9 protein-coding genes are annotated in these 15,168 nt (G+C 59.5%); 3 read left to right on the forward strand and 6 right to left on the reverse strand.

All coding sequences use genetic code 11. The annotated features are described in order from the left end of the window. The first annotated feature begins 61 nt into the window (after positions 1–61). Together JFT86_RS15150 and csrA are read left to right on the forward strand one after the other, a co-directional pair. The gene (locus JFT86_RS15150) at positions 62–394 is read left to right on the forward strand and encodes a YnfA family protein (protein ID WP_003226957.1); all 333 of its coding nucleotides are present in this window, start codon (positions 62–64) and stop codon (positions 392–394) included. A gap of 148 nt (positions 395–542) precedes the next feature. Then, positions 543–728 carry a carbon storage regulator CsrA gene (gene csrA, locus JFT86_RS15155; protein WP_064120335.1) on the forward strand — a complete coding sequence of 62 codons (186 nt, stop codon included), beginning with the start codon at positions 543–545 and terminating at the stop codon, positions 726–728. Positions 729–733: 5 nt separating this feature from the next. On the opposite strand, the gene JFT86_RS15160 is transcribed toward csrA, so the two are convergent. The 5 genes from JFT86_RS15160 to JFT86_RS15180 form a co-directional block, all read right to left on the reverse strand. Then, on the reverse strand, positions 734–961 hold the full coding sequence (locus JFT86_RS15160; protein ID WP_003192759.1) for a YheU family protein: 228 nt from the start codon (positions 959–961) through the stop codon (positions 734–736). A gap of 170 nt (positions 962–1,131) precedes the next feature. Further along, positions 1,132–2,322: an osmoprotectant NAGGN system M42 family peptidase gene (locus JFT86_RS15165; RefSeq protein ID WP_201237281.1), complete on the reverse strand. Its 1,191-nt coding sequence runs from the start codon at positions 2,320–2,322 to the stop codon at positions 1,132–1,134. 164 nt (positions 2,323–2,486) lie between these two features. After that, complete coding sequence (gene ngg / locus JFT86_RS15170; RefSeq protein ID WP_201237282.1) at positions 2,487–4,232, reverse strand: N-acetylglutaminylglutamine synthetase; 1,746 nt, start codon at positions 4,230–4,232, stop codon at positions 2,487–2,489. A gap of 3 nt (positions 4,233–4,235) precedes the next feature. Further along, positions 4,236–6,008 carry an N-acetylglutaminylglutamine amidotransferase gene (locus JFT86_RS15175; RefSeq protein ID WP_201237283.1) on the reverse strand — a complete coding sequence of 591 codons (1,773 nt, stop codon included), beginning with the start codon at positions 6,006–6,008 and terminating at the stop codon, positions 4,236–4,238. 154 nt (positions 6,009–6,162) lie between these two features. Beyond that, positions 6,163–7,896: a DUF6543 domain-containing protein gene (locus tag JFT86_RS15180; protein ID WP_201232357.1), complete on the reverse strand. Its 1,734-nt coding sequence runs from the start codon at positions 7,894–7,896 to the stop codon at positions 6,163–6,165. A gap of 250 nt (positions 7,897–8,146) precedes the next feature. Here JFT86_RS15180 and JFT86_RS15185 point away from each other — a divergent pair, with 250 nt between their 5' ends. Beyond that, positions 8,147–12,982 (forward strand): NEL-type E3 ubiquitin ligase domain-containing protein, encoded by a 4,836-nt coding sequence (locus JFT86_RS15185; protein ID WP_201237284.1) that lies wholly within the window; start codon positions 8,147–8,149, stop codon positions 12,980–12,982. Between the two features lie 3 nt (positions 12,983–12,985). Here JFT86_RS15185 and mnmC read toward each other — a convergent pair whose 3' ends face one another. Then, positions 12,986–14,965, reverse strand: a complete 1,980-nt coding sequence (gene mnmC / locus JFT86_RS15190; RefSeq protein ID WP_201237285.1) for a bifunctional tRNA (5-methylaminomethyl-2-thiouridine)(34)-methyltransferase MnmD/FAD-dependent 5-carboxymethylaminomethyl-2-thiouridine(34) oxidoreductase MnmC — start codon at positions 14,963–14,965, stop codon at positions 12,986–12,988. Positions 14,966–15,168: the final 203 nt, after the last annotated feature.

The following is a 15,168-nucleotide window of genomic DNA, read 5'->3' on the forward strand; positions in this document are numbered from 1 at the left end:
TTGCCCCCGGCGTTTGGCGTCGATAGGGTGGCCGCAATGGTCACCCTGTCTGGACGTGCAAATGCTCAATTACCTGTGGTTCTTCCTCGCGGCGCTGTTTGAAATCGCCGGTTGTTTCGCCTTCTTCATGTGGCTGCGTCAGGGCAAAAGCGCCTTGTGGGTGATTCCTGCGCTGCTCAGCCTGACCCTGTTCGCGCTGCTGTTGACGCGAGTCGAGGCGGCCTATGCCGGTCGCGCCTACGCCGCTTATGGCGGGATCTACATCGTCGCTTCGATTGGCTGGCTGGCGGTGGTCGAGCGGGTTCGGCCGTTGGGTTCAGACTGGATCGGCGTGGCGTTGTGCGTGATCGGTGCCAGCGTGATTTTGTTTGGTCCACGCTTTTCCGCCGCTTGAGAAGAAGCGTGTTTAACGATTTGCAGGAAATGTCTGAAGGGCAGTCGCGCTGCACCGCGTAGGGCATTACTGATTTGCTCGCAACGCATTGTAGAGCCGCCGCAAGCCGCGCATCTTCAGGGCTCGTTAACCCTGAAGGACGAATCTCATGCTTGTGCTCAGCCGTGTCGTTGGTGAGTTGATTTCAATCGGTGATGACATCACCTTGCGCGTTCTGTCCGTGAACGGTTCCAGCGTGCGCTTTGGCGTCGAGGCGCCACAGAAGGTCAATGTGCATCGCTCGGAGGTCTATGAGCGGATCCAGCGCAAGCAAGCCACGGAAAAGGCTCGCTGAGGGGTTCAGTCGAACAGGTGCTTGGGCACGTCGTGTTTGAGCATCAGTTGGCACTGCTCGCTTTCCGGATCGAAGACGATCAGTGCCTGGCCCTTGGTCAGTGCCTGGCGCACGCGCAGCACGCGGGTTTCCAGCGGGGTGTCGTCGCCGTTGTCGGTGCCGTCGCGGGTGACGAAATCCTCGATCAGGCGGGTGAGGGTGTCGACTTCAAGAGCGTCGTAAGGAATGAGCATGGGCACCTCGGCTAAATCAATGTCGGGATGCTACGGCGATTGCCGATTGCCTGCCAGTTCTGTGTTGCTTGATATGGCCCCATCGCGAGCAGGCTCGCTCGCACATTTGGGATGCATTCCCCTGTAGGAGTGAGCCTGCTCGCGATAACGGTATTTCAAACAACGTTGATCTAACTATCGTTACGCTGCCCCACCAGACTGTCCACCGACGGCACTCGCGTATCACTCTCCATCTGCGTGTCATGTTCGATCTGATGACTGAAGCGGTCGAGTGACGCATTCGCCGGCGCCGCATCGCTGGCGAACACCGGCGGACTCAGAATGTACGCCCCAAGCAAGCGACTGAGCGCCGCCAGACTGTCGATGTGCGTGCGCTCGTAACCGTGAGTCGCGTCGCAGCCAAAGGCGAGCAGGGCGGTGCGGATGTCATGCCCGGCGGTCACCGCCGAGTGCGCATCGCTGAAGTAGTAGCGGAACAGGTCGCGGCGCACCGGCAGTTCGTTTTCACCGGCCAGACGCAGCAAGTGCCGCGACAGGTGATAGTCGTACGGGCCGCCGGAATCCTGCATCGCCACGCTCACCGCGTGTTCGCTGGAGTGTTGCCCCGGCGCGACTGGTGCGATGTCGATACCGACGAACTCACTGACGTCCCACGGCAATGCTGCCGCCGCGCCGCTGCCGGTTTCCTCGGTGATGGTGAACAGCGGATGACAGTCGATCATCAGTTCCTGACCGCTGTCGACGATGGCTTTGAGTGATGCCAGCAACGCCGCAACGCCAGCCTTGTCGTCGAGATGGCGAGCGCTGATATGGCCGCTTTCGGTGAACTCCGGCAGCGGATCAAACGCCACCACATCGCCGACGCTGATACCCAGGGAATCGCAATCAGCCTTGGTCGCGCAGTAGGCGTCCAGACGCAGTTCGACGTGATCCCAACTGATCGGCATCTCATCCACTGCGGTGTTGAAGGCATGCCCGGACGCCATCAGCGGCAACACGCTGCCGCGAATCACGCCGTTGTCGGTGAACAGGCTGACGCGACTGCCTTCGGCGAAACGGCTCGACCAGCAGCCGACCGGGGCGAGGGTCAGGCGACCGTTGTCCTTGATCGCACGCACCGCCGCGCCGATGGTATCGAGGTGGGCCGAAACCGCGCGGTCGGGGCTGTTTTTCTTGCCCTTGAGCGTGGCGCGAATGGTGCCGCGCCGGGTCATTTCGAATGGAATGCCGAGCTCCTCCAGACGTTCGGCGACGTAACGCACGATGGTGTCGGTGAACCCGGTAGGGCTGGGAATGGCGAGCATTTCCAGGAGGACTTTTTGCAGATAGTTGAGATCTGGTTCAGGGATTTGTGTGGTCATGGAAACTCCTGATGGGTTGAGCACATCGATGGTTTCGATGAGGAGAAAAATTTGTGGCGCCTTTGAGGCCCTCATCGCGAGCAGGCTCACTCCTACAGGGGAACGCGATTAAATGTAGGAGTGAGCCTGCTCGCGATGGCGGCGGTGAATTCAGCACATCAATTTCAAATCACCGGCTGACTGTGCGGAAACAACAAATCGACAAAGCGCTCCGCCGTTGGCTGCGGTTCGTGATTGGCGAGGCCCGCGCGTTCGTTGGCCTCGATGAAGACGTATTCGGGCTGATCCGCCGCCGGCACCATCAGGTCGAGACCGACCATCGGAATATCCAGTGCCCGCGCCGCGCGCACGGCCGCATCGACCAGGGTCGGATGCAGAATCGCCGTGACATCTTCCAGCGTGCCGCCGGTGTGCAGATTCGCCGTACGCCGTACAAACAGATGCTCACCGGCCGGCAGAATGCTGCTGTAGTCGTAACCGGCCGCATGCAACGTGCGCTGGGTTTCATGATCCAGCGGGATTTTGCTTTCGCCGCCCGTGGCTGCCTGCCGGCGGCGGCTCTGGGCTTCGATCAGCGCACCAATCGAATGCTGACCATCGCCAATCACTTCCGCCGGACGACGAATCGCCGCCGCCACCACGTCAAAACCAATCACCAGAATGCGCAGATCGAGACCTTCGTGAAAGCTCTCCAGCAGCACTCGGCTGTCGAACTGCTTCGCCGTTTCGATGGCCTGCTGCACCTCTTCGATGTTCTGCAGATCCACCGCCACGCCTTGGCCCTGTTCACCGTCGAGCGGTTTGACCACCACGCGTTGATGCTCATCGAGAAAGGCCAGATTGTCGTCAGCGTTGCCGGCCAATTGTTGCGAGGGCAGTTTCAGCCCGGCGGCTTTCAGCACTTTGTGGGTCAGGCTCTTGTCCTGACACAGACTCATGCTGATCGCACTGGTCAGGTCGCTCAGCGATTCGCGGCAACGCACGCGGCGCCCGCCGTGGCTGAGGGTGAACAGTCCGGCGTCGGCGTCATCAACTTGTACGTCGATACCGCGTCGATGGGCCTCTTCGACAATGATTCGTGCATAGGGATTGAAATTGGCTTCCGGCCCGGGACCAAGGAACAGCGTCTGATTGATGCCGTTCTTGCGCTTGATCGCGAAGGTCGAGAGATTGCGGAAACCGAGCTTGGCGTAGAGGTTTTTCGCCTGACGGTTGTCGTGCAGCACCGACAGGTCGAGATAGCTCAAGCCGCGACTCATGAAGTGTTCGATCAGATGGCGCACCAGCACTTCGCCGACACCGGGGCGCGAGCACTGCGGATCAACCGCGAGGCACCACAGGCTGCTGCCGTTTTCCGGATCATTGAAGGCTTTGTGATGATTGAGGCCCATGACGCTGCCGATCACCGCGCCGCTGTCCTCATCCTCGGCCAGCCAGTACACCGGGCCGCCCTGATGATGCGGAGTGAGTAACGAGGCATCGATCGGCAACATGCCGCGTGCCTGATACAGCTGGTTGATTGCCTGCCAATCCGTCTCGCTCTGCGCCCGTCGAATGCGGAAGCCGCGAAACACGCGAGTGGCCTGACGGTAATCGCTGAACCACAAGCGCAATGTGTCCGACGGGTCGAGGAACAACTGCGTCGGTTCAAGGCCGAGAATCTGTTGCGGCGCGGCGACGTACAGCGCGATGTCGCGCTCGCCGGGCTGCTCGTTGAGCAGTTCCTGCGCCAGTGTCGCCGGGTCGGGAAAGGTGTGGCCGATCAACAATCGGCCCCAGCCGCAATGCACTGCAATGGGCGCGGCGCCGAGTTCGCTGCCGTCTTCGGCCAGACGCGCCTGCAAGCGTTCATACGACGGCGTCTGGCCGCGAATCAGGCGTTGGTTGATGGCCGTGGCGTGGGGTTTCATCAATCAGATTCCTTGTTCACTGAGCCACAGGTTCAGGGCTGCCAGTTGCCACAGCTTCGAGCCGCGCAACGGCGTCAGTTGGCCTTGCGGATCAGTCAGTAATTTGTCGAGCATGGCCGGGTTGAACAGGCCGCGATCCTGGCTCGGATCGAGCAGCAGTTCGCGCACCCAGTTCAAGGTGTCGCCTTGCAAATGCTTAAGGCCGGGCACCGGGAAGTAGCCTTTCTTGCGGTCAATGACCTCACTCGGAATGACCCGGCGCGCCGCTTCTTTCAGCACTTGCTTGCCGCCGTCCGGGAGTTTGAACTTGCCCGGCACCCGCGCCGACAGCTCGACCAGGCGATAGTCGAGAAACGGCGTGCGCGCTTCCAGGCCCCAGGCCATGGTCATGTTGTCGACGCGTTTGACCGGGTCGTCGACCAGCATCACCGTGCTGTCCAGACGCAGCGCTTTGTCTACCGCCGCCTCGGCGCCGGGTTGTGCGAAATGTTCCTTCACGAAGTCGCCGGCAGCGTCATTCGCGGTCAGCCATTTCGGCTGCACGGTGGCGGCATAGTCGTCGTAGCTGCGGTCGAAAAACGCCTCGCGATACGCCGCGTAAGGATCGGCAGCGCCGTCCACTTGCGGATACCAGTGATAACCGGCGAACAACTCGTCGGCGCCCTGGCCGCTCTGCACCACTTTGCAGTGCTTGGCCACCTCGCGAGACAACAGATAGAACGCGATGCAGTCGTGGCTGACCATCGGTTCGCTCATCGCGCGGAAGGCGGCGGGCAGTTGCTCGATGATCTCTTTCTCGTCGATGCGCAGTTGGTGGTGCCGGGTGCCGTAGTGCTTGGCGATCAGGTCGGAATACTGAAATTCGTCGCCGCGCTCGCCGCCTGCATCCTCAAAGCCGATGGAAAAGGTTGAGAGGTCTTCCACGCCGACTTCACGCAACAGCCCGACCAGCATGCTCGAGTCGACACCGCCGGAGAGCAACACGCCGACATCCACGGCGGCGCGTTGGCGAATGGCCACGGCTTCGCGGGTGCTGTCGAGGACACGGTCGACCCAGTCTTCGAGGGTCAGATTTTTCTCGTCGTCGTGTGGGCCGTACGGCAGGGTCCACCAGGTTTTCTGCTCGGTAGTGCCGTCGGCTTCGATGCGCATCCAGCTCGCCGGTGGCAGTTTTTCAATGCCGGCCAGCAAGGTGCGCGGCGCCGGGACCACCGCGTGGAAATTCAGGTAATGGTTGAGCGCCACCGGATCAAGGATCGGGTTGATGTCGCCACCCTTGAGCAGCGCTGGCAGTGCCGAGGCGAAACGCAAACGCTGGCCGGTACGCGACAGGTACAGAGGCTTGACGCCGAGACGGTCGCGGGCGATGAACAGACGCTGAGCGTCGCGCTCCCAAATGGCGAAGGCAAACATGCCGTTGAGTTTCGGCAGCAGCGCCTCACCCCAGGCGTGATAGCCCTTGAGCAGCACTTCGGTGTCACCACCGGAATAGAACGCGTAACCCATCGCTTCGAGTTCGGCGCGCAGTTCCGGGAAGTTGTAGATCGCACCGTTGAAGGCCAGTGAAAGGCCCAACTGACTGTCGATCATCGGCTGCGCCGAGCCGTCCGACAGGTCCATGATTTTCAGGCGACGATGGCCCAGGGCAATCGGCCCTTGGGCATGGAAGCCCCACGCGTCCGGCCCGCGAGGGGCCAGGTGATGGGTAATTCGTTCAACGGCTGCAAGGTCTGCAGGTTGATGATCAAAACGTAACTCGCCAGCTAATCCGCACATAAAGTCCTTACCGGTTTTTCCGTTGGGGAGGGGTCAAACGCTACCTCGCCAAAAGGGCGGGTACTCAGAAACTGACCCGCCTCGGTAAGTGGAGTTTTAGAACGATAAGTTATAAGACCGCTGGCGGTGTCGCTGCGCCCAGACCTTTATCGGATCATTCCGGGCGCCGAGTCACAGCTTGCTTGTGCTGCAAACTCCAGCCACTGCCAGGCGAATACACCACGGGTGGGCGATATGCACTGCCAGTTAACGGATGGCGAATGCGCCAGGCCAGAGGGTTGCGCTCAACCTCATAGATCCGTCCGTCAATCCTGATGAAATGCATTCCATTGAAGTTGAGCACCCGGTGGTCATCTTGATCGGAACCGGCCAGATCCTTGACCCGGTTTTCGACTTGAGCGCGTTGTTCGTACCCGGCCAGCGCGCGCCTCCACAGCAGATCACTGTTTTTGTGGGCATTGGCGTGATCTTCTATCTCGAACTCTTTGAAGTAGTCCGCCAACACGTTTTTTGCAGTGCAGCTTGAGTCGCAAACTTCTTCGGACGCCAATGTTTCCTTGATATCCAACAGCTTGTTGAGCGCCGTATGCTTATTGCTGCAGGACCAGTCTTCTACACCGGTAAATACTTCGCTTAGCAATGCATCCACCGCACTTCGGCGGATGCGCTGGCTGAAGTCATACAGCACCGTCTCGGACAGCGGTGGGCGTTGTTGCAGCACGGTATTTTCACGACGGTTGCTGTGGATTGACTGGTCAATGTCTGCTTTGGGAACCGCCACTCGTTTGGCGTCGGAGAAGAACTTGTTCACTTTCCTGGTAAATAGGTAGTTGAACAGTCCCTGAGTTAACGGGGTAAAGCTTATGTCCTCGGTAATCGAAATGTCGTGGAGATTTTTCTTTAGAAACTCTTCTTGATCGCTCTGGTTCAAGCCAGATGCGAATAACTCGCGGAGGGACGTCAGGCCAATCATGTTGGCGGCCAGTCTGATTCTGCAGTTGTCCTCGTCATCATCCTGGTAGAAAATCGAACCCGGGTCTTCAGGCACATATAAAAAGTAGCGATCCTTCGTTGACTCATTTGTCAGTCGACACACGATGAGTACTGCGTCTACAACATATTTGCGAAAAAGTTGTACTGAATAGAGCTGGACAGGCGAGTTGTTGAATGTGCTGCCGTTAAGTATGTCTTCGTGGCCATCCACAAGTTGGGTTAGCATGAGCAGCGCAGACTGATGAATAGCATCGTTGAAGTATTGGGTGTACGCCGCCAGCTTCATGTCGAGTCTGGCAAGTTGCTCGGCATGTAACCGGACACTGGAAACGCGGAGTATATGGCTGACGTATTTCTGGTACTCGTTACCCAGGTCCAGATTGCGACTCAGGGCAGCGAATGAATGCGCAGTGATCTTGCTGTCTGTAGGGCCTTCGGCTGGCGCGTCTGACAAATCGGCTAACGTTTCGCTATCGGTGGAGAAATAATCAACGGCGGCTTCTGCGTTGCTGAAGTTCAGCATGGCCGCCTGCAGCAGGGTGTAGACATGCTTGCCTCTCTTCGAGGAGGCCTTGGGCTTGAGTCTGATTTTATCCCCCACCCTGAATTGAGTTCCGTACGTTTTACGCAGTTCTTCCTGAAGCTTTCTTCGGCAAAAAACAGCGGGATGATCAATGTTGGTTAGCAGGTTTTCGAAATAAGTTCGGTAAGGAAGAAACTTTTCAAGTGCAGAGCGATACGCATCGATTCTTGTTTTTTCGGCGTTGGGCAGTTTGTCGGTTATACATTTTTCGATGGTTTTGGCTTTGTCCCAATCATTGATCCTGTTGAATACTCCGTTGAGCGGCTCGTTGTTTGGCGGAGTGGTAAATGAATTCTCCATTGATGAAGTCATGCGGGAAGTCTCGTATCGGAAAGGAAACTTGATATTAGGCGCATTGAGTGCGAAAAAATAACGCCATTAATGAATGGTTTAGGGGCAAGGTTCAGCTGAATTTTGAACGTTTGATATACCTATGTACCGCACATTTATCGAGGAAGTGTGCCTGTTGCAATGCCAGTGAAAATGATCAGTTTTTATGTTTGCCGTTTTGTTTTAAATCGATAAGGTCAATGGCTCATACCTGCAATAAAGGACTATTGCGATGACGACTACTCAAAACAAAACCGAACCACGGGCGCCAACACAGAACGAAATTCTCGGCGTCTTGCTCGAAGCCACTGGCGATCTGGAGAGCGCCCAGGCACTGCAAAAGTGCCTGCCCGAGATACTCCTGAAAAGCTCGATTGACACCCTGGCTGCACTTGATCAGACCGTGCGTGACCTGCATGCCGTTCAGCTCAAGGTTGAAAAGGATCTGCTCCAGCTCAAACCCCTGAACACCTTCTGCATCACTGAATTGACCCGTGCGCTGAAAGACAAATGGCCGGCGGTGTTTGATGTCGAACAGGATCTGCTGAGTCTGCCGGGACCCGATTGTGGTTGTACGCCGACATCGACCGACAACAAGGGCATTGAAACCGTCCCGCATGCCACCCAGACGCTGCTGCAGGCCGCCATGCAGAATTTCAGCGAAGACGAGGAGGGCGACAGTTTTCCCGTGGGCAGTCTGGTGCGGGTGAACAGTGCGCCGTCAGGTGTGGACGGCTTGACCCCGGCGGCGTTCGCCAAATTCTGTCGTGAACTGGATCTGGGCAAGCGCTATCAGGAACACTTTCAGCAGGTGTTCGGCATCACCGAAAGCGACGGCAAGGTCGTCGCGACCAGCAGCATGACCCGCGACATCGCCACGATGAAAAAAAGCCTGCTGCAACTGGATATGCATCTGGCCGGGCTCAGGTCGCACATCACGCCGGAGGGCGTGCGGATGCTCCAGCAATTGGCGGCCGCGGACGGCAAACCGTCCGCGCAAAGCCTGCGCTACGGGCAAAAACCCATGATCTTGCAAGGCATCGAAATCCTCGACAGTTGCATCTGGGGCGTTGTGGTGTTTTCCGTGCGGTCGGTCGAGTTGTACCCGGACGAGTGGTGCCTGGTGTACATGCCCGGCGAGCCCGAACGGCCGCTGTACGAATACGCCAGTTTTACCGCGTTCAAGCAGTACCTCACGCAGCAGCTGAGCGTGAAAAGCTACAAGGACTACTTCGCCAACAGCCTTGATGAAGATGACAAGGCAGACTTCTTCAAGACCTTCGCCAGCACTGCCGATCTGGGGCACATCCGGCAGTTGCCGATCAGCGTGCCGTTGTTCGAGTTCATGGTGCAGAGCCACGTCGGCAAGCTGCAGATCGATGCGCGCAAACTGGCTGTGCCGACCGCTGATATCGATGAGGATGTGCGGGATAAGCGTCTGCTCGATTTTCTTGAACTGGGCGTGACGATTGCGACGGTGGCGGGCTTTTTCGTGCCGGTCATCGGCCAATTGATGATGGGCGTCGCGGCTGGGCAATTGCTCGCCGAGGTTTACGAAGGCGTCGAGGATTGGCGCCGGGGCGATCAGCAGGCGGCTCTTTCGCATCTGTTCAGCGTGGCGGAAAACATTGCTTTGATGGGGTTGTTTGCCGGTGGGCAGAAAGCAGTGGGGTTGCTGGGACGCAAGCTGGTCAGTACCCATCCGGAGTTTTTCGCGCAGTTCACCGCGATTACCCATCCGGCCGGAAAAGCACGGCTGTGGAAGCCTGATTTCGCGACATATGAGCATCGGCTGCCGGAAGGTTTCACTGTGGCCGCCGACTCCGAGGAGATGTACGAGATCCGCGACAAGATCGTCGGCCGCGTCGACCATCGGATCGTCTCCGGCGCTATCGATGCGCAGACCCAGCGCTGGCGCCTCGACCATCCCCATCGCTCGCAAGCCTACGCGCCTGAGCTGGAGCGCCATGTCGAGGGCGGGTGGCGCCTGACGACTGAACATCCCGAACAGTGGACCAGCACGCCCTATACCCTCAAGCGCATGGACCCGCATCTGAGCGAGTTCGTCGACAGCGATCTGGAGACGATGCGCCGACTCAGCGACGTCAGCCACGAGCAATTGCAGCGCGCCTTTGTCGACAACCTCGCGTTGCCTGTGCGTTTGCGCGACACCGTCGAACGCCTGCGCATCGAGCGCGAGTTAAGCCAGCTCATGCGCGAGCTGGGCACCGGTGAAATTCACTCGGGTCAGCCCGTGCAGGAACAGCTGCACGGCTTGCCGAAGTTGCCGGGCTGGCCGACGGACCGCTACATCGAGGTCAACGATAGCGAGGGAGCCGTCAGTGCCAGGTATCCCGCGCCCGCCATCCCTGACGACACGCTCAGCGTGGTGGTCAGCCAGGACCAGCTGGATTCCGGGCAGTTGCTGCAGACGGTGATCGACGGCCTGTATCAGAAGGAGGTCGATACGTTGCTGGGCAGTAAAGTCAATGCCGGCGGCGAAAGCCAGGCGCTGGCGAAGAAGCTGGGCGCGGCATTCAAGGCCGATCGCGGAGCGGTTTTCGAACGCATGTATCAACGCTATGACCAGACTGAGGTCGACGAGGTGAAGCAATTGCGCAGCGTGTTTGCCGAGCTTCCTGCGCGTTACGCTCAGCGCCTGATCGACCAGGCGCCGAGCGTCGAGCGTGTGCATCTGCGCGCCACCGGGCGGGTGCCCTTGGGCCTGGCGCAAAAGGTCCGCGATGCCAGCGCTGCGGTGCGCCTGGATCGGGCGTTGAGCGGGTTTCACCTGCCGCAGATTGCCAATGCCGATAGCGAAAAACTGGCCATCCAGTTGTTGCCCCGTTTGCGCGGCTGGGACCCGGCCCTGCGTCTGACGGTGCGTGAGAAGACGCTGACCGGGCCGGTGCTTGAAGCCATCGGAGAGGCGTCGGCGACGCCTTCGAATACGTGCACGCTGGTCAAATCCAACGGTGGTTATGAAGTGTTCGCCGGTGACGGTAAATCCCTCGGACGCGTCGCGGCGGGCCCCGACAGCCTCTATGCCGGCATTCTCAAGGCGCTGCCGCCGCGCCAGCGACTCGCCGCCGGTTTTCCCGATCCGGTTGACGCCGACAGTGCACGGCTGCGCAGTGAATTGCTGAATGTCGCACTGGATGAGCGTGAAGCCAGTGCGCAGATCTTGCGCGACGGCAAACTTGAACCGCTGGTGGTTGAGCCCGCCTGTCTTCAGGCCGATCAAACGCCAGCAACGCCGAGCCATCCCCGCGCGTTACTGCGCAAGGTCAGAAAGCTCTATCCACGATTTTCTGAAACCCGGGCCAGTGAGTTTATCGATGGCTTGGGCAGTGACGTGCTGACCCGCGCCACCCGGGTACAAGCGTTGCTGACCGATCGTGCACATCTGCGCGAAGTGCTGGAAAAATGGAGTGAGGATCAGGACGCCATGAAAGCTGTGGGCGGCGACCTGCGTGAACTGCGGCGAAGCCGCAAGTGGGCCGCAGAGCAGATCGAGGACGGATTTCGGCGGATTTATCTGGCGACCGATGAGCGTGGAAAATCAGTCTGCGTCCTGAATCTCGACGGCATGCGGGTGGGCAAACTGCCGACCTTACCGCCCGGGTTGAGTTTCGATCATATACAGCGGTTGTCGCTGAAAAACATGGCGCAGGACGACGACCTCGCTTATTTCCTCAAGGCCTTCAAACAGGTCGAATCGCTGGAACTCGACAACAACACACTCACCCGGCTGCCGGAAGTGCTGTCGCATATGCCCAAACTGGCCCGGTTGAGCCTGGCAGGCAACCAGATCAAATTGACCGAGCACACCCTGGCGAAACTCGGCCAGTTGCGCACCCTGCAGCAACTGAACTTGAGCGGTAACCCGTTGGGGGCGACCCCGGATGTTGGCAAGCTGTTCGACTTGCGTGCCTTGTCCCTGCGCGACACCCGCGCCACCGAATTGCCCAAAGGTCTTGCACGCTTGCCTCATCTGGATTGGGTGGACTTGCGCAATAACGAGATCAAGGATCTGCCGGCGTGGCTGTTCAAGACTTCCAGGCATTTCAGCCGGGCAATCAATTTGCGCGGTAACCCTCTGGCGCTGACCAGTCGCACTCATCTGACCGATTACCGAAAAAACATCGGCATCGGCATGGGCTATCTGGAGGATGACATCGCCCGTCTCGACGAACAGCAGGCGCGCTCGTTGTGGTTCAAGGACGGAGCCGGTGAGGATTGGGGGCGGCGTAACCGCATCTGGACGGCCTTCAAGGATGATCCAAGGGCTGAGGGCCTGTTTCATTTGCTCTCGGAACTGGGCAATACGGCCGATTCCGAAAAGGTCAGCGAAGACATGCATCGACGGGTTTGGGCGGTGCTTGAAACGGCCGAGCCCGACGCGATCCTCAGCGAGCAAGTGCTGAATCTGGCCGCCAACCCGATCAACTGTACTGACAGTGCGGCGATAAACTTCAGCCATCTCGAACTTGCGGTGGAAGTGAGCAGAGTGACGCGGATTGCGGATGGCCAAACCGTCCGTGCGAAACCGCTGCTCAAGCTGGGTCGAGGCCTGTTTCGGCTGGACCAGCTCGACGCGATTGCGCGCGAGCATGCCAGCAAACATCCGAAGGCCGATCCGCTGGAAGTGAACCTGGCCTATCGCACCGGACTGGCCGATGCACTCGATCTGCCGGGGCAGCCACGGCATATGAAATTTGCCATGTTGGGCGCAGTGACCGAGGCCGATCTGGAGACTGCGAAGAGCACGGTCAATGCCGCGGAGCTGTCTTCCGAATGGTTGAAATTCATGCAGCGCCAGCCTTTTTGGGGCGATTACCTGAAACGCACGTTTCCACGCAAGTTCGCCGCCATCGATGAAACGTTTGCGCCGCAGATGAATACAGTTTTCGAACAGGCGACCCAACTGACCACCGCTGATTACCTGGGCCAGATGGACGCCATCAAATTAAAGCGGGAACAGGCTGTCGACGCCGAGCTCTCACGCCTGACCGACGATGCGATACGTCTGGCCGATCTGGGTCTCTGTGCGATAGCCGAGGCGTGAGCTCTACTTGCCGCGAATCAATTGTCGCAGCGCGAAACGATTCGGATGACAGGCCTCGGCGACGCTTCTTGGCAGCGGCAACGGCTCATTATTCAGCCAGGCGGCGAGCAGTTCGCCGGACAGCGGCGCGGTGATCAGACCGCGTGAGCCATGGCCACTGTTGACGTATAAACCGTCGAGCCATGGGCAGGCGATGTCTGGCACTTGCCGGGCATCCTTGCTTAGCGCGGCATAGGCTTGGATGAATGCTTCGCGGTCGGCGAGGGGACCCACGATCGGCAGGTAATCCGGGCTGGTGCAACGGAAGGCTGCTCGGCCCTGGAGGTCTTCAGGATCCTGCTGAGCGATCTGCAGACGCGCCACCAGGTCGCTGGAAATCTCTTCGAGCATGGCCAGATTGCCCAAGTGCTCGGCGATGGTCGGTGTCAGGTCGTTGCTGTTGAAATCGAAGCTGGCGCCAAGGGTGTGTTCGCCTAATCGTGCGGGGGCAACGTAACCTTCGGCGCACACCACGGTGGCCAGCGCCTGGCTGTGTTCGGTCTGCGCCAGTCGCGTGATCTGCCCGCGAATGCGCTTGAGTGGCAACCCGGCGCTTTGCGCAAAACGCTTGATCTCGGCAGCACCGGCCAGCACCACGACCGGTGCGCTGGCGAGCAAACGGTCGCCGTCGAAGGCTTGCCACTGGTCATCGACCTTGCGCAGATCAAGCACTTCGCGATGGCTGAGCAATTCGACATTCGCTTGCGCCACTTGCGCCTGACACAGCGCGGGTGGATGCACCCAACCGCCTTGCGGATAGTACAAACCGCCGTGGGCCACGCCGACGCCGGCGCGAGCCTGTGCCTCGGGCTGGTCGAGCCACAGCAACAGGTCTGGCGCAAACGCCTCAGCCAATTGCGCGTGGCGCTCGGCTTCCTTGGCGTTGAACGCCAGTTGCAGGACCCCGCAATCGTCCCAGTCGCTGCCACGTTGCAGGGTTTCGAGCAGGCGTCGGGTGTAGCCGAAGCCGCTGACAATCAGTTGCGACAACGCGGTGCCATGGGCTGACAGTTTCAAGTACAGCACGCCTTGCGGATTGCCGGACGCTTCCTGTGCAACGGCAGCGTGACGCTCCAGCAAACTCACTTTCCAGCCGCGTGACGCGAGGCTGGCGGCCGTGGCGCAGCCAGCCAGACCGGCACCGATCACCAGCGCCCGGCGGTCACCTTTCAGCGGGGCAGGGCGTGCGAACCAGGGTTTTTCCGCTTGCGGCGGGGCAACGTCCTCGGGCCAGCCGAGGAATTCGCCACGAAGGATTTCCCATTTGTGGCCGATGCCCGGCGTGCGTTTCATCTTGAACCCGGCGGCGTTGAGCAAGCGCCGCACCCACCCGGTGCTGGTAAAGGTGCTGATGGTCGAGCCGGGCGCGGCCAGTCGGGCCAGTTCGACGAACAGTTCAGCGGTCCACATATCAGGGTTCTTCGCCGGGGCGAAACCGTCGAGAAACCACGCGTCGATCTGCGCATCCAGCTGCGGCAATTGCTCCAGGGCATCACCGATCAACAGCGTCAGCGTCACTCGACCGTTGGCCAGGGTGATGCGCTGAAAGCCTTGATGGATCGCCACGTAATGCTTGAGCAACTGATCGGCGAGCGGTTTCAGCGCCGGCCATAACGCCAATGCGCGTTGCAGGTCGGCGGGGCTCAACGGGTACTTTTCGACACTGACAAAGTGCATGCGCGCGCTGGCTTGGGCATGTTCTTCGAACAGTTGCCAGGCGCAGAGAAAATTCAACCCGGTGCCGAATCCGGTTTCGCCGATGACCAGTCGCCCGTCCGCCGGCAATGCCGCGAAGCGCTCGGCCAGACGGTTCTGCTCAAGAAACACATAACGGGTTTCCTCCAGCCCCGACTGGTCGGAAAAATACACGTCATCGAACACTCGCGAACGCGGGCGTCCCTGATCATCCCAGTCGAGTTGGGCGTGGGGCATTACAGGTTTCATGGCAGGCTCGGCAGCGACAAGGCCGCCATTCTAGCCGATCGCGCAGGGGCTGCTTGATCCATGGCAAAGCCTGGCTTTGCAAGCTCAAGGACAATGGGTGATTCAAGACCTGAACCGATAACCCCGTGGCGAGGGGATTCATCCCCGATGGGCAGCGAAGCGGCCCCAAAACCATTCAATCCGATTACTTCGGATTAACCGTA

Source organism: Pseudomonas sp. TH06 (assembly GCF_016651305.1).
Classification (GTDB): Bacteria; Pseudomonadota; Gammaproteobacteria; order Pseudomonadales; family Pseudomonadaceae; genus Aquipseudomonas.